The sequence below is a fragment of the Micromonospora sp. NPDC049891 genome (genome assembly GCF_040660295.1).
Lineage (GTDB): Bacteria > Actinomycetota > Actinomycetes > Mycobacteriales > Micromonosporaceae > Micromonospora.
The window spans coordinates 1-15,673 of the sequence record NZ_JBFAML010000035.1; the positions used below are offsets into that span (position 1 = coordinate 1).

Annotated in this window: 11 protein-coding genes; 5 read left to right on the top strand and 6 right to left on the bottom strand. The window is 72.6% G+C overall.

From position 1 onward, the window contains the following. Nucleotides 1-115 precede the first annotated feature (115 nt). Nucleotides 116-1,150, top strand: a complete 1,035-nt coding sequence (locus AB0I71_RS28835; protein WP_357589901.1) for a LacI family DNA-binding transcriptional regulator — start codon at nt 116-118, stop codon at nt 1,148-1,150. Nucleotides 1,151-1,211: 61 nt separating this feature from the next. Continuing rightward, nucleotides 1,212-2,858 (top strand): glycoside hydrolase family 13 protein, encoded by a 1,647-nt coding sequence (locus AB0I71_RS28840; protein ID WP_357589987.1) that lies wholly within the window; start codon nt 1,212-1,214, stop codon nt 2,856-2,858. Between the two features lie 37 nt (nt 2,859-2,895). Here the strand turns inward: AB0I71_RS28840 and AB0I71_RS28845 are convergent, their stop codons facing one another. The 3 genes from AB0I71_RS28845 to xylA form a co-directional block, all read right to left on the bottom strand. Further along, on the bottom strand, nt 2,896-4,323 hold the full coding sequence (locus AB0I71_RS28845; RefSeq protein WP_357589903.1) for an MFS transporter: 1,428 nt from the start codon (nt 4,321-4,323) through the stop codon (nt 2,896-2,898). A gap of 132 nt (nt 4,324-4,455) precedes the next feature. Then, on the bottom strand, nt 4,456-5,919 hold the full coding sequence (gene xylB, locus AB0I71_RS28850) for a xylulokinase (protein WP_357589905.1): 1,464 nt from the start codon (nt 5,917-5,919) through the stop codon (nt 4,456-4,458). Nucleotides 5,920-5,929: 10 nt separating this feature from the next. After that, nucleotides 5,930-7,117 (bottom strand): xylose isomerase, encoded by a 1,188-nt coding sequence (xylA, locus tag AB0I71_RS28855; RefSeq protein ID WP_357589907.1) that lies wholly within the window; start codon nt 7,115-7,117, stop codon nt 5,930-5,932. A 76-nt stretch (nt 7,118-7,193) separates the two neighbouring features. On the opposite strand from xylA, the gene AB0I71_RS28860 reads away from it, so the two are divergent. Next, entirely contained in the window at nt 7,194-8,426 is a 1,233-nt protein-coding gene (locus AB0I71_RS28860; protein WP_357589909.1) for an ROK family protein, read from the top strand. 126 nt (nt 8,427-8,552) lie between these two features. Beyond that, nucleotides 8,553-10,223 carry a SpoIIE family protein phosphatase gene (locus AB0I71_RS28865; protein WP_357589911.1) on the top strand — a complete coding sequence of 557 codons (1,671 nt, stop codon included), beginning with the start codon at nt 8,553-8,555 and terminating at the stop codon, nt 10,221-10,223. A 61-nt stretch (nt 10,224-10,284) separates the two neighbouring features. Here the strand turns inward: AB0I71_RS28865 and AB0I71_RS28870 are convergent, their stop codons facing one another. Further along, entirely contained in the window at nt 10,285-10,839 is a 555-nt protein-coding gene (locus AB0I71_RS28870; protein WP_357589913.1) for a MarR family transcriptional regulator, read from the bottom strand. A gap of 92 nt (nt 10,840-10,931) precedes the next feature. On the opposite strand from AB0I71_RS28870, the gene AB0I71_RS28875 reads away from it, so the two are divergent. Further along, nucleotides 10,932-12,056: a PP2C family protein-serine/threonine phosphatase gene (locus AB0I71_RS28875; RefSeq protein WP_357589915.1), complete on the top strand. Its 1,125-nt coding sequence runs from the start codon at nt 10,932-10,934 to the stop codon at nt 12,054-12,056. Nucleotides 12,057-12,071: 15 nt separating this feature from the next. Here the strand turns inward: AB0I71_RS28875 and AB0I71_RS28880 are convergent, their stop codons facing one another. Further along, nucleotides 12,072-13,556, bottom strand: coding sequence for a sugar transferase (locus AB0I71_RS28880; protein WP_357589917.1), 1,485 nt, complete (start codon nt 13,554-13,556; stop codon nt 12,072-12,074). Nucleotides 13,557-13,764: 208 nt separating this feature from the next. Then, nucleotides 13,765-15,528 (bottom strand): substrate-binding domain-containing protein, encoded by a 1,764-nt coding sequence (locus AB0I71_RS28885; protein WP_357589919.1) that lies wholly within the window; start codon nt 15,526-15,528, stop codon nt 13,765-13,767. Nucleotides 15,529-15,673 lie beyond the last annotated feature (145 nt).

The window sequence follows — 15,673 nt, forward strand, 5'->3', positions numbered from 1 at the left end:
CATCACTGAAGAAGGTCGGGCTGCGCACGCACGATGTCGGCGTACAACGGCTTGAAGTTGAGTCGGGCGCCGCCGTGGGCGGCGGCACCACGCGGGACGTGAGCGGGGTTTCACCGTGACGAAGATCGACGATGTGGCCCGGCTGGCCGGCGTCTCCACGGCCACCGTCTCCCGGGCACTGCGCGGGCTGCCGACGGTGTCGGCGGCGACCCGCCGCCGGGTGCTCGCCGCCGCCGAGCAGTTGCAGTACGCCGTGTCGCCGAGCGCCTCACGGCTGGCCGGTGGCCGCACCGGCACCGTGGCGGTGGTGGTCCCCCGGATCACCAGGTGGTTCTTCGGCGTGGTCGTCGAGGCGGCCGAGGACTTCTTCCACCGGGCCGGGTACGACCTGCTGCTGCACAACCTGGGTGGGCGCGAGCAGAACCGGCAGCGCGTACTGCACGCCACCCACCTGCACAAGCGGGTGGACGCGATCATGCTGGTCGCCACCCCGCTGCGGGCCACCGACGTGACCGCGCTGGCGGCGCTGGACCTGCCCGGCGTCACCATCAGCTCCGGCACCACCGTGCCGGGCTGGCCCTGCGTACGCATCGACGACGTGGCGGCGGCGCGGACCGCCACCCGGCACCTGCTGGACCTGGGGCACCGCCGGATCGCCCACATCTCCGGTGATCCCGACGACGAACTCGCCTTCAGCGCCCACCTGGACCGGCGCCGGGGCCATCAGGAGGCGATGCGCGCGGCCGGGTTGCGCCCGGACCCGAGCCTCGACGTGGAATCCAGTTTCGACATCGCCGGCGGCACCCGGGCCACCGAGGAACTGCTGCGGCGGGGCGACCCGCCGACGGCCATCTTCGCCGCCTGCGACGAGATGGCGATGGGTGCGTTGACCGCGCTGCGCGACGCCGGCCTACGGGTCCCCCAGGACGTCAGCGTGATCGGCATCGACGACCACGCCCTCTCCGGTGTGCTGGGGCTGAGCACCATCGCCCAGCCGGCCATGGAGCAGGGCCGGCTGGCCGCGCAGTTGCTGCTCGACCCGCTCTGCGGGCGGGCCACCGACGCCGACATGATCAAACCGGATTCCTCGGTGATCCTGGACACTCGGCTGGTCGTGCGTGATTCGACCGCGCCCGCCCGGGCACACTGAACGGCAGCCAGCACGCCGTCCGGGCCCGCCGGCCCGTACGGCTCGACCATGGGAGTACGCCCTGAACCACGACGCGACGCACCAGACCCCACCGACCGGCTGGTGGACGGAGGCGGTGATCTACCAGATCTACCCCCGCTCGTTCGCCGACTCGGGTGGCGACGGCATCGGCGACCTGCCCGGGATCACCGCCCGCCTCGACCACCTGGCGGAGTTGGGCGTCGACGCGGTCTGGCTCTCCCCCTTCTATCCGTCCCCGCAGGCCGACGCCGGTTACGACGTGGCCGACTACCGGGACGTCGAGCCGTTGTTCGGCACGCTCGCCGACGCCGACGACCTGATCGCGAAGGCACACGCCAACGGGCTGCGGGTGATCGTCGACCTGGTGCCCAATCACACCTCGTCGGCGCATGCCTGGTTCCAGGCCGCCCTGGCCGCCGGTCCGGGCAGTGCCGAGCGGGTGCGGTACATCTTCCGCGAGGGACGGGGACCGGGCGGGGCCGAGCCGCCCAACGACTGGCAGAGCGTCTTCGGTGGCCCGGCCTGGACCCGGGTTCCCGACGGCCAGTGGTACCTGCACCTGTTCGACACCGCCCAGCCCGACCTGAACTGGGACAGTCCCGAGGTACGCGCCGAGTTCCTGGACGTGCTGCGGTTCTGGCTGGACCGCGGCGTGGACGGCTTCCGGGTCGACGTGGCGCACGGCCTGATCAAGCAGGCCGACCTGGCCGACTGGCAGGAGCCGCAGGAGATCCTCTCCGGGCAGGAGGCGGACAAGCCCCGCCCGCCGATGTGGGACCAGGACGGCGTGCACGAGGTCTACCGCGAGTGGCGGCGGCTGCTGGACGGCTACCCCGGTGAGCGGATTCTGGTCGCCGAGGCGTGGGTGGAGCCGGCCGAGCGGCTGGCCCGCTACGTACGCCCCGACGAGATGCACCAGGCGTTCAACTTCGAGTACCTGCTCGCCTCCTGGACCGCCCCAGCCCAGTACGCGGTGATCACGCGGTCGCTGGAGGCCACCGACGCGGTCGGCGCGCCCACCACCTGGGTGCTCTCCAACCACGACGTGGTGCGGCACGCCACCCGGCTCGGGCTGCCGGTCGGCGCGCCCCGACCCAACGGCATCGGCATCGGCGACGAGCAGCCGGACGCCGCCACCGGGCTGCGGCGGGCCCGGGCGGCCACCCTGCTGATGCTGGCCCTGCCCGGCTCGGCCTACCTCTACCAGGGTGAGGAACTCGGCCTGCCGGAGCACACCACCCTGCCCGACGAGGCCCGGCAGGACCCGACCTGGGAACGCAGCGGACACACCCAGCGGGGCCGCGACGGGTGCCGGGTGCCGATCCCGTGGGAGGCCGACGCGCCCTCCTACGGCTTCGGACCGACCGACGCGAGCTGGCTGCCGCAGCCGCCGGTCTGGGCCGAGTACGCGCTGGACCGCCAGCGCGGGGTGCCCGGCTCGACGTACGAGCTGTACCGGGAGGCGCTGCGGCTGCGCCGCGCGTACGGACTCGGTCGGGGCAGCCTGGAATGGCTCACCTCCGGCGACGAGGTGCTGGCCTTCCGCAACGGTGACCTGGTGGTGTCCACCAACTTCGGTACGGGCGCCGTACCGGCACCCGACGGCGAGGTGGTGCACAGCAGCGCACCGCTGAACGACGACGGTTCGGTGCCCACCGACGTGACCGTCTGGGTCCGCGCCGCCTGAGCCGTCCCGGTAGGGCCCCTCGGGGCCCTACCGGTGCTCACTTCAGCTTCTCGGCGCGGGTGTTCAGCAGTTGCCGTACGTCGGCGATGTCCTTCGGCGAGGTGCGGGCGGCGAGCCAGTACATGATCCCGGTGGGGATGAAGAAGAGCTGGAAGGCGGCCAGCCCGACGGCGTAGTTCAGCGGCGGCGGGAAGGCCACCCGTAGCCCGTGGAAGGCCACCCCGACGAGGCCGTTGCCGGCCGCCCGTCCCACCCCGTTCACCAGGTTGCCGAGGCTGTAGACGGTGCCCCGGTTCTCCGGTGGGTTGACGTCGGCGATCAGCGCGAACCAGTTCGGTGAGTTCGCCGAGGTCAACGCCAGGGCCAGCAGGGCGGCGAGCAGGCTCAGCCCGACCGTCGGTTCGCTGACCACGCTGGCCAGCACCGCCCGCACGACCGCGCCGCTGCCGGCACCGTCGGGCACGTCGATGCGCATCGGCACGAAGAACAGCACCAGATAGAACGGGAGCGCGGCGAAGATGCCGATGGCCGCGACCATGGCCCGACCCGAGGGTGTACGCCGTTGCAGCGCGTCGCCGATCAGCCCGCCGACGATGGAGAACACCCCGCCGAGTTGGAACAGGGCGGCGAAGACGCTGCCCACCACGATGGCGGTCGCCGCGGTGTATCCCTGGTCCTCGGCCCGCTCTCGGAAGAGCACCGGTAGCCAGACCAGCGAACCGAAGGCGGCCTGCGCGGTGAGGCCCTGGAGGATCAGCCAACGGTTGGTCCGCCGACCCAGAATGACGGGCAGGTCCGCGCGGCTGATCCGGTAGTCGTAGTCGTCGCCGGTGGCGAGCGCGGCGGCCAGGGCCGGCTCGCTCTGGCCGCGTCGGATGTCGTACGTGAACAGGTAGGCCGCCGTGGCGGCCAACCCGACCACGGTGAGCACCAGGAACGGCCGGCGCCAGTCGGCCGCGCCGAGCAGCCCGCCGACGAGGCCGCCGGCCACGGTGCCGACCCCCTGGGAGAGCCCCCAGAAGCTCATCACCAGGCCCCGACGGCGAGGGGTGATGAGGTCGGTGACGACCGAGTAACCGACCGACCCGACCGCACCGAGGCCCACCGCGGCGAGCAGTTGCGCGGCGAGAAAGGTGGGATAGTTCCCGGCGAGTGCGCTGCCCCCGGTGCCGGCCGCCCAGAGCAACGTACCGATCATGAGCAACGGCTTGCGGTTGCCACGGTCGCCGAAGTAGGCCCAGCCCACCGCCGCAACCGCGCTGACCAGAAAGCTGATCGCGGTGACCAGGCCGAGCAGCCGTTGCGGCACCTCGAAGGAATCGGCGATCGCGCCGTACAGCGGGGGCACCAGACCGATCGCCACGTTGTCCAGCGAGGCGAGCAGCACGAAGACCACGACGCTGTAGAGCCGGCGCGGCGCGCTTCTGCCCCACACCCGCGCGGGTCCGCCTGTGGTCGAGGTCATGCGGGCAGCCAACCAGGGCGGGATAACGAGCTGATCACCGGGTCGCCCTGCGGCACGGGCGAGATCGTGCTCGATCCCGGATCGGGTGGCTCCTCGTCACGCGGATGCCACCCGATCCGGGGTCGGTGATGGTCAGCCCTTGGGCAACCGGTCCAGGTGGCGCTCCCGGGCCTGTGCGTAGCGCTCCCGGATGCCGGGCACCGGCTCGGCTGCGTACTCCTCGACGCCGGACGGTGTCCAGGACGGCGGTTCCACCGTGCCCAGAGCCAACCACGCGGCCTGCCGGGCGGCACCGTCGGCGACGTACTCGCCGGGCGGTGGGACCACCACCGGGCAGCCGAAGACCTGCGCCGCGATGCGACGCACCGCCGCCGAGCGCGCGCCGCCGCCGACCAGGATCACCCGGCGTACGGCCGCACCGTGGGCGGCCAGCGCGTCGAGCCCGTCGGCGAGGGCGCAGAGCATCCCCTCCACGGCTGCCCTGGCCAGGTGCGCCGGGGTCGAGGTGCGCAGGGTCAGCCCGTGCACCGCCCCGGTGGCGTCCGGCAGGTTCGGGGTGCGTTCGCCCTCCAGGTACGGCACCATGACCAACCCGTCCGCGCCGGGCGGCGCGGCCAACGCCAGGTCCGCCAGCTCGTCCAGGTTCACCCGCAGCATCGCGGCGGCGGCGTCCAGCACCCGGGCCGCGTTCAGTGTGCAGACCAGCGGCAGGAACCGGCCGGTCACGTCGGCGAAGCCGGCGACGATACCGCTCGGATCGGCCGCCGGTTTGTCCGCGACGCTGAAAACCGTGCCGGAGGTGCCTATCGACACCACCACGTCGCCGGGACGCGCACCGACACCGAAGCCGGCGGCGGCGTTGTCACCCGCACCCGGCCCGAGCAGCGCTGCGCCGGAGCCCGAACCGGCTCTCGCACCGGAGCCGGCCAGGGCCGCCGACGCAAGGTGCCCGGCGGCCTCGGTCGGGCCGAGCACCGTCGGCACCCGCACCATCCGACCGAGCGCCTGCTCCAACAGATCCGGCCGGTACTCGCCGGTGGCCGGGGACCAGTAGCCGGTGCCGCTGGCGTCGCTGCGGTCGGTGCGCAGCGCGTCCAGCCCGGGGGCCCCGGCCAGCCGCCAGGTCAACCAGTCGTGGGGCAGGCAGACCGCCGCCACCCGAGCGGCGTTCGCCGGCTCGTTCCGGGCCAGCCAGCGCAGCTTGGTGACGGTGAAGCTGGCCACCGGCACGCTGCCCACCGCGTCGGCCCAGAACCGGCGGCCGGTCTGCCCCTCGCCCGCCTCCTGGATCAGCTCGGCCGCCGCCGCGGCGGACCGGGTGTCGTTCCACAGCAGCGCCGGCCGGATGACCTCGCCGGCCTCGTCGAGGCAGACCATGCCGTGCTGCTGGCCCCCGACGGAGACCGCTGCGACGTCGGCCAACCCACCGGCGGCGTCGATCGCCGTCTGGAGGGCCGACCACCAGGCCGAGGGGTCGACCTCGGTGCCGTCCGGGTGCGGTGCCCGGCCCTGCCGGACCAGGGCACCGGTCTCCGCGTCCCGGACGACCACCTTGCACGACTGGGTGGAGGAGTCCACCCCGGCGACGAGCGGCATGCCGGCCGCCTCAGCGTGCGCCGAGCACGTGCTCGACGGCGAGCTGGTTCAACCGGATGAAGCCGAAGCCCTTGGCGGCGGCCGCGTCGACGTCGTAGCTCTCGAACGCGCTGGTGTCGGAGAGCAGCTCTGCGTAGCCCTCGCCGTCGCCCAGGGTCGGTACGCCCAGCTCGCCGACCTTGCTCGCGGCCAGTGCCTCGACCACCTCGGGGTCGGCCCGGAACGCCGCCGCCCGCTCCTTGAGCAGCAGGTAGGTCCGCATGTTCGCGGCGGCGGAGACCCACACCCCGTCCATGTCCTCGGTGCGGGAGGGCTTGTAGTCGAAGTGGCGCGGCCCTTCGTACGCCGGGCCGCCGCCCGGTGCGCCGTGCTCCAGCAGGTCGACCAGGGCGAACGCGTTGAGCAGGTCGCCGTGGCCGAAGACCAGGTCCTGGTCGTACTTGATGCCGCGCTGGCCGTTGAGGTCGATGTGGAACAGCTTGCCCTGCCAGAGCGCCTGGGCGATGCCGTGGACGAAGTTCAGCCCGGCCATCTGCTCGTGGCCGACCTCCGGGTTCACCCCGACCCGCTCCGGGTGGGCGAGGGTGGAGATGAACGCCAGGGCGTGCCCGACGGTGGGCAGCAGGATGTCGCCGCGCGGCTCGTTGGGCTTCGGCTCCAGCGCGAAGCGCAGGTCGTAGCCGCGGTCGATGACGTACTGGCAGAGCAGGTCGACCGCCTCGCGGTAACGCTCCAGCGCAGCCTGGACGTCCTTGGCCACGTCGTACTCGCCGCCCTCGCGGCCGCCCCACATGACGAAGGTCTTCGCGCCCAGCTCAGCGGCGAGGTCGACGTTGCGCAGCACCTTGCGCAGCGCGTACCGCCGGACGTCACGGTCGTTGCTGGTGAAGCCGCCGTCCTTGAAGACCGGCTGCTGGAACAGGTCGGTGGTGACCATCGGCACCACCAGGCCGGTCTCGTCGAGCGCCTTGCGGAACCGGGCGATCTGGGCGTCGCGGGTGGCGGCGTCCGCACCGAACGGCACCAGGTCGTCGTCGTGGAAGGTGACGCCGTACGCGCCCAGCTCGGCGAGTCGGTGCACCGACTCCACCGGGTCCAACGCTTCGCGGGTGGCGTGGCCGAACGGGTCGCGGCCCTGCCAGCCGACCGTCCAGAGCCCGAAGGAGAACTTGTCGGCAGGGGTGGGACGGGGTGCCATGGCAGACCTCCGGTGGTGTCATCCGCTATTTGTTCAGTGGTTGAATTAAATGACTGTGGTGTGGCAGTGTCAAGGGGTGAAGCCACCCGTAGCCCCGGCCGGTGCGGTGCGGCAGGGCAGCCTGCGTGAGCTGAATCTCGCCCTCGTGCTCGGCCGTATCGCCGCCGCCCGCCGCCCGCCGTCGCGGGCCGCGCTGGCCGCTGACACCGGCCTCACCCGGGCCACCGTCTCGGCCGTGGTGGAGGATCTCGTCGCCGGTCGACTCGTCACCGAGGCGGACCCGACACCCCGGGCCGGTGCCGGCCGCCCGGCGCGCGGTCTGATGCTGGCCGGCGACGGCCCGGCCGGGCTGGGGTTGGAGATCAACGTTGACTACCTGGCCGCGTGCGTCGTCGACCTCGCCGGTCAGGTTCGGCACCACACGGTGCACCGGGCCGACCTGCGACCCGTCTCCCCGGCGGACGCGCTCGGTCGGCTCGCCGAGCTGGCCGGCCGGGCGCGCGCCGACGCCGACGCCCAGGGCCTGACCCTGGCCGGCGCGGCCCTGGGGGTGCCCGGCCTGGTCGACGACGCCGGGCGGGTCCGCCTCGCACCGAACCTGGGCTGGCGGGACGTGCCGGTGCCGGAACTGCTGGCCGACCGCCCCCCGCTGACCGAGACCGTCGACGGCGTGCCGCCCCTGGTGGTCGACAACGAAGCCAACCTCGCCGCCCTGGGCGAGCTGCACGCCGGTGCCGCGCCGGGCAGCTTCCTGCACATCTCCGGAGAGGTCGGCATCGGTGCCGGCATCGTCCTGGACGGCGCGCTGTTCCGGGGCACCCGCGGTTGGAGCGGCGAGATCGGGCACATCCCGGTCCGCCCGGACGGGCCACCGTGCCGCTGCGGCGGCCGTGGGTGTCTGGAGCTCTACGCCGGCCAGGAGGCGATTCTCTCCGCCGCCGGCCTGGCCGGAGCCGACCTGCCGGCCGACCGGGCGTCGACCCGGCTGACCCAGCTCGCCACCGCCGAGCACCCCGCGGTCCTGCGCGCCCTGGCCGAGGCCGGTACGGCGATCGGAGTCACCGTGGCGAGCGTGGTCAACCTGCTGGACCTCGACACGGTGGTGCTCGGCGGCGGTTACGCCCCGCTCACCGGCTGGCTCCGGCCACCCGTACTCGCCGAGATCGAACGCCGGGTGCTCACCGCGGCCTGGTCCCCGGTCACCGTCCGGCCGGCCACCCTCGGCGCCACAGCCGCCGCGGTGGGAGCGGCCGGTTCGGTGGTACGCCGGATCATCGCCCGCCCCGGTGGCTGGCTGGCCCGGCTCTGACTCGCTCGACAGGCACGCCTCAGGAACAGCTCGGTACGCTTGCCGGCAGGCAACCAACCGTGACCCCGAGGAGTGCACCACCGGCATGCGTACTGGTCGACAGCGCCAAGCGCCCGGTGCCCGCCGGTGACCAGCACCCGAGAGGGCGCCTTCGCGGATGCGACCGGCGAGTGGGCCGACGAGGGACGGTCGGGTCGCCCCGCCACCGGCGTGCCCCTCCCCACGCCACCCGTGGACGCCGAACTCGCCCGTGAGCTGCTCGACGGGCTCGACGAGGCGGTGCTGACCACGAACGGAGCCGGGCTGGTCGGGCTGGCCAACGCGATGGCCGGGGAGTTGCTGCCGGACGTCGTGGTCGGTACGGACCTGGCCCGCTCCCCGCTCGCGGCGGCGGTCGCCACCGGCGCGGACGAATTCGAGGGTGAACACCTCGGCCGGCGGCTGCGCGGCGTCCGCCGCGCGCTGGGCGGCAACCGCTCCGCCTGGTACGTGCGGGACGTCACCGACGAGCACGCTCGCGCCGAGGAACTGCTGGCCGAGCGGCGGCGTACCCGGTTCCTGGCCCGCTCCGGCCGCGAACTCGGCCTGGCGCTGGAGCGGGACCAGGCCCTGCGCGCCGTGGCCACCCTGCCGGTGCCGTACCTGGCCGATCTGGCCCTGGTGGTGCACCTGCCACCGACTCCGACGGAGTACCGGCCGCACTGGGTGCGGCACGCCGCCGACGACACCGCGCCGGCCAGCGGGGCTGTCGAGTGGGACGTGGTCGCCGCCGTGCCCGGACTCGTCGAGGCCCTCGACGGCGAGCCCACCGATCCGCGACGCTGGCCGGGCACCGGGCGGGAGGGATTCGACCCGTTGCTCCCGGCAGGCTTCGGACCGCCCGCGACCCTGCTGGTCAGCCCGATGCCGGGAGCGGGCCGGACGGCCGGCGCCCTGGTGCTGCTACGCCGATCCGAGCGGGCCGGGTTCGACCGCCGCGACGTCGAGTTGGTCCGGGAATTCGCCGCCCGGGCCGGGGCCGCGCTGACCACCGCGCAGCTGCATGACGAACAGAGCCATCTCGCCCGGGTGCTACAGAACAGCCTGCTGCCGCCGAAACTGCCCACCGTGGCCGGGATGAGCCTGGCCGGCGGTTACCGCGCGGCTGGGGACAGTCTGCGCATCGGTGGCGACTTCTACGACGTCCTGCCGACCGATGGCGGTGCGCTGTTCGCCGTCGGCGACGTCTGCGGCAAGGGCGTCGGTGCGGCCGTGCTCACCGGCCGGGTACGCCAGTCGTTGCAGACCCTGCGTCTGGTCGAGCAGCAACCGCGGGAGCTGCTCCGGTTGCTCGACCAGGCGCTGCTCGACATTCCGGACGCGTCCCGGCGCGGCCAGCTCACCACCCTGCTGCTGGGCGCCCTGCGTCCCGGGCCAGAGGGCGAGCTGCGGGTGCGGATCGCCGGGGGTGGGCATCCGGCACCCCTCGTGATCCGCGCCGACGGGACGGTGACAGCGGTTCGGGTGGGCGGCATGCCGGTCGGTGCGCTGCCCGGTGCCCGGTTCACCGCCACCGACCTGCTGCTGAGCCCCGGTGAGCTGCTGTTCACTCGTACCGACGGGGTCGCCGAGGCCCGGGGCGGCCCGCACGGCACGGAGATCTTCGGCGAACGGCGGCTACGCCGCGCGTTGGCTGCCGGTGCCGGGTTGTCCCCGGCAGCGCTTGTCGACCGGGTGCTACGGGAGGTCGACACGTGGTGTGCCGGACATCGCCACGACGACATCGCGATGCTGGCGATCGGACCGACCGGGGACTGACCCGGTGGCAACCGGCCGAACGGCGCCACCGGGGGCGGCCCGCCGCCGGTGGCCGGTGCGGTCAGGCCGTCCGGAAGACGGAAGCGTCCCCCGCCACCCAGCCACGCGACGCCGCCTCGACGGCGTCCCGACCGTCCGGCAACTGCTCCGCGCGTGGCTCCTCGGCCTGCGGCACCAGCGGTGACACCGGCCGCACGACCCGCGCGCGGGCGGCCTCGTCGAAGGCTCGCAGCCCGCGCAGCAGCGCCTCCCGGGCCTCGGGGGTCATGTCGGCCAGGATCGCCGCCAGGTGCTGCCGACGGTCGTCGCGCAGCTCGGCCAGCAACCGGCGGGCCTCGGCGGTCAGGTGCAGGGAGATCTCCCGCCGGTCGGCACGACCCGGCTCCCGCTCCAGCATCCCGGCGGCCACCAACCTGTCGCAGAGCCGGCTGGCCGACGAGAGCAGCATGTCCAGGCCGGTGGCGAGGCGCCGCAGGTTGATGCCGTCGTGTCGTTCGACGAGCATGACGGCGCGAAGCTGGGCGGTGGAGATACGGTTGGCCGTCCGCTCCCGCGCACCGTCCCACACCGTCAGCAGGGCACCTGCCGCGGTATCCAGCTCGGCAGCCATACTCATCTCGGGTCCCGGTGGACCATGCAGTTCCGCCATGGTGCGCCTGAGCGTACTCCGATTCCGTCGGTGGTTGGGCTTGTGATCAAGGAGAGACCATGACCAAGCCGGTCGACAAGGGCAGCGCGGCCATCACCGCCGCTCCCGTGGACCTCCTCGTGAAGCGTGTCGGGGAGCTGTTCGAGCGGGAGTACGGCATCACCGACACGGAACTGTTTCAGGTCGACTACCGGCTGGCAGCGCTGCTGCCACTCAGCGGTGGGGAGGCGATTACGACGCCCGGACACCCGGCGTGGCGCTGCTTCGACCACCAGAATCCGGTTTACGCCGACGGCGTCGGATACCTACCGGTGAGCATGCGAGGGGAACAGCGCGGGGTGCTCCGGGTGACGCCGGTCACCGACGCACGGCTGGCCGAGCTGGCGGAGGTGGCCACCGCGCTGGCCCACGAGCTGGCCGCCGTCAGCGCCAGCACGGACGTGTACCTGGTGGCCCGGCGCAGCCGCCGGCTCACCCTCGCCGCCGAGATGCAGTGGGAACTGCTGCCGGGACGCAGCCGAGTGCGCCCCTCGTTCAGCCTCGCCGGTCAGCTGGAACCGGCGTACGCGGTGCGCGGCGACAGCTTCGACTGGTCCGACGACGGCGAGCGGGTCTGGCTCGCCACGATCAACGGGATGGGTGAGGGGGTCGTCGCGTCGATGCTCACCACCCTGGCCACCTGCGCCTTGCGCAACGCCCGCCGGGCCGGCATCTCCCTGGCCGACCAGGCCGCCCTGGCCGACCAGGCGATCTACGACCTGCACCGGGGCACGCAGTACCTCGCGACCCTGCTGCTCGAACTGGACCTGCGCACCGGGCGGCTCACCGCCGTGGACGCCGGCTCGCCCCGGCTGGTCCTGCTACGCGACGGCGAGGTAAGCATTCAGCCGCTGGAGGAGCAGTTCCCGCTCGGCATGTTCGAGGGGACCGACTACCGCGAGCAGTTCATCCAGCTCCAGCGCGGCGACCGGCTGTTCATGATCAGCGACGGGGTGATCGAGGCGACCGGGGGCGCCGAGCGGTACGGCCTGACGGCACTCGATCGGATGTTGCGCCGGACCACGCCGATGACACCGCTGGGCGCGGTCCGCTCCCTGCTCGGCGACCTGCGCGCGTTCGTCGCCGGTGACCTCACCGACGACGCCGTCGTGGTCTGCCTGGACTGGTTCGGCCCCCAGCCGTGAGGCATGTCGGCCGGGTCAGTACGCGCCCCGACTGTTGACCACCGCGCCGACGGTCTTCCACAGGATCGTCAGATCGGCGGCCAGCGACCAGTTCTCCACGTAGTAGAGATCGAGCCGGATGCCGTCCTCCCAGCTCAGGTCGGACCGTCCGCTGACCTGCCAGAGCCCGGTCATCCCCGGTTTGACGAGCAGTCGCCGGGCCACGTCTCCGTCGTAGCGGGCGACCTCGGAGGGCAGCGGCGGCCGGGGACCGACCAGGCTCATCTGCCCCAGCAGGACGTTCACCAGTTGCGGCAGCTCGTCCAGCGACCACTTGCGCATCAGCCGGCCGACCCGGGTCACCCGGGGGTCGTCCCGCATCTTGAACATCAGACCGTCGGTCTCGTTGCGGGCGGCCAACTCCGCCAGCAGCACGTCCGCGTTGACCACCATGGTGCGGAACTTGAAGACCCCGAACTCCTGGCCGCCCTGCCCGACCCGGGTCTGCCGGAACAACACCGGGCCCCGGCTGTCCAGCTTCACGGCCAGCGCGATGACCGCCAGCAGGGGTAGCAGCAACGCCAACGCGACAAGCGACATCGACCGGTCCACGAACCCCTTCACCAGTTTGCGGGCGCCGCGGAACTCGGGCGCCTCCACGTGGATCAGCGGCAGGCCGGCGACGGGTCGGGTGTGGATGCGCGGGCCCGCGACGTCGGTGAGCGCCGGGGCCAGCACCAGGTCGATGCCGGTGCCCTCCAGTTGCCAGCCGAGCCGACGCAACCGGGTGGCGGTGAGCTCCCCGCAGGCGGTGACGGCCACCGTGTCCGCGCCGATCGAGGCGGCGGCCTCCGGGATCGCCCGGAAAGAGCCGACCACCGGCACGTCGCCCAGCCGCTGCGCTACCGGGGCGAGCAGGGCGTCCGGGATGCAGGCACCGACCACCTGGTAGCCGGCGTACGGCTCACGGCGCAGGGTGTGCACCAACTCCAGCACGTGGGCGGTGTCACCGACCACGAGCACCCGCCGCGACCAGCCCGCCCCCTGCGACCGGGCGCGGTGCAGGCGCTTACGGGCGGCGAACCGGGCCACCTCCAGCCCGATGGTGCCCACCGCGAAGGTGATGGCCAGGAAGCCTCGGGAGACGCCGACGTCGGCGACGTAGCCGGCGATGGCGGTGGCGCCGGCCAGCCGCAGACTCGCCATGCTCACCCGCCGGTACTCGTCCGCGCCGTAGCCCACGACCCGGTCGTCGTAGCAGCGCAGGGCCTTCAGCGAGACCAGCCAGGCCAGCACGAGCGCCGGGGCGACCAGGACGTACGGCACCGGGCCACGGGGCGCGGCCTCACCGAACCGGACGGCGTAGCCGACCAGCACCGCCACCGCCAGCACTGCGGCGTCCAGCACCACCAGGGTCCGGACGTACGTCCGCTGGTCGGTGCGCACCGGTCGCCCCGGTGGCGGGGGGTTGTGCGGTAGCGATGACGTTCTGACCGGGGTCAACAGCGTCGCCGAGGTCACCGGCCCTCCCACTTCGCTCGCCGACGGCACGGGCCCGGCCGGGTGCGGCCGGGTCTGCCGATGCACGACGACATCCTGCCCCGACAACCATGACTACCAATTGCTTCCGACGTATTGCCGTCAGTTTCCAAAGCGTAGGACAGCGAGAAAGGGGCCTGTGGTATCGGCGAAAACCGGTACCACAGGCCCCTTTTCCGGGTGTCTCAGGTCAGGCGGGTGCCTTCCGCAGCGCGATCGCCCGGAGGAAGATGTCACCGATCTTGGTGGGGTCGGTGGCGACGAACGCACCGCCACCGGCGCTCTGCGCGATGGTGTCCAGCTCCGACTTGCTGACCTCGGTGCCGATACCGATGATGATCACCTGGATCGGCTGGTCCGGGTCCTTGATCCGCTTCAGCTCGGCGAGCAGGGCCTTCTGGGAGATGCCGTCGGCGTCCTCGTTCTTGCCGTCGGTGAAGAGCACGATCGAGTTGACCTTGCCCGGCTCCCAGTTCGCCTGGACGTCCTTGTACGCGGCCAGCAGCGTGTCGTACAGCCCGGTGTCCCCGCTCGACGAGGTGACCTGGTCCAGACCCCGCTCCAGCTCGCTGCGTTGCCGCGACAGCGGCGCGACCGGCACCACCTCCCGGTAGTCCCGCGAGCCCACCAGGTTCGTCGAGAAGACCCAGAGGCCGATCGACCAGGAGTCGTCGAACAGGTTCAGCCCGCGCCGGGCAGCCTCGGTGGTGACCTGCTGGCGGGTGGCCCCGTTGGCGGTCGGGACCTCCTTCTTCATCGAACCGGAGACGTCGATGATGCAGAGCATCCGGCCGGACAGCGTGGCGATGGACCAGCTGGAGACGGCCCGCTCCACCGCGTCCGGTGCCAGCCCACCGGCGGCGACACCGCCCTGCGCCGGCGGCGTGGCGGAGGCGTCCCCGCCGGCCGGGCTCGGTGCGCCCTGCGGCGCGTTGAAGCCGGCACCCCAGTTGCCGTCCGGCCCCCGCAGCGACTGTGCGGCCAGCTTGTCCTTGAACGCCCCCGTGGTGAGCGCCTCGAACAGCACCCCGGCGGCGGACGCCTTGGCCGGCTCGATCCCGGGCAGCACCGCGTACGGGTAGTCCAGCTGCAGCGGTGCCGGCTTCAGGTAGAGCGCCGCCAACGGCACCGGAGGCTTCCGGGCGTTGAACTGGATGACATCCTCTTCGGAGAGCGCCGCCGCACCGAGGGCGCTGGCCAGGGTGGTGGAGTCGGCGGCCGTCGGGAACTTGGCGAGCAGGTCCTGGCGCAGCGCCGAGGCGCCCGAGGCCAGCGCCCGGAGCGCGCCGATGCGCTCCTGCTCGGCCGTCGCACCGCCGGTCGACGCGGCGGCGGTCATCATCGACAACAGCCCGGACAGGCCGGCGGCGTCGCGGGTCGGCTCCACGATGCCGGTCTTCAGCGGGCGGTCACTGTTGAGGCGCGTCAGCAGGTCGGTCCAGCCGAGTTCCTGCTGCGGCCAGCCCAGCCGGGTGGCGATCGGCTCCGGCATGGCGACCACCACCGGGCTGCTCGCGATGGAGGAGCCGTTGCCGGGCTCGAAGGCCGCCGCACCGCCGGTCTTGAGTCGCAGCAGCCAGGTCGAGGAGTCCGGAATCCAGACGTCCGGGCTCACCGCGGTGCCACTGGCCTGGCCCACCCCGGCCAGGATCGCGCCGTGCTTCGCCGCCACCACCGCGGCCACCTCGACCGGGTCGGAGGCGGCGACCGTCACATCGATGCATGTTCCATCGACGGCGGCACCCTTCTCCTCCCACTCGGTGGCCGCCTCGTCGACCGCCGGGGCGAGCTCGCTCGCCACCGCGACGGACAGCTCGATCTTGCCCGAGCAGTCCTGGCCGGCGAGTTGGCGATAGCCCACCCACCCACCAGCGGTGACGACGAGTACGCCGACCGCTGCTGCGGCGGCGGCACCGTGAATACTTGAACGCATGCGATGGCGGCCTGCTGACACGCAGACCATCTTGCGTATCCGACCGTTGGACTGCCATGGCCGTTCGGACGAAAGTTACAGAGGAGAAACAGTTTACCGTGATTTAGTAACTTTGAGTGACGAGTCAGCGGCGCAATGTGGATGTATCTATGTCCCACGCCCACGA

Bases quoted from the DNA above. Each gene is read 5' to 3' on its own strand.
- AB0I71_RS28845 (WP_357589903.1), bottom strand. From the start codon at position 4,323: ATGACCTCGACCACAGGCGGACCCGCGCGGGTGTGGGGCAGAAGCGCG.
- xylB (WP_357589905.1), bottom strand. From the start codon at position 5,919: ATGCCGCTCGTCGCCGGGGTGGACTCCTCCACCCAGTCGTGCAAGGTG.
- AB0I71_RS28870 (WP_357589913.1), bottom strand. From the start codon at position 10,839: ATGAGTATGGCTGCCGAGCTGGATACCGCGGCAGGTGCCCTGCTGACG.
- xylA (WP_357589907.1), bottom strand. From the start codon at position 7,117: ATGGCACCCCGTCCCACCCCTGCCGACAAGTTCTCCTTCGGGCTCTGG.
- AB0I71_RS28875 (WP_357589915.1), top strand. From the start codon at position 10,932: ATGACCAAGCCGGTCGACAAGGGCAGCGCGGCCATCACCGCCGCTCCC.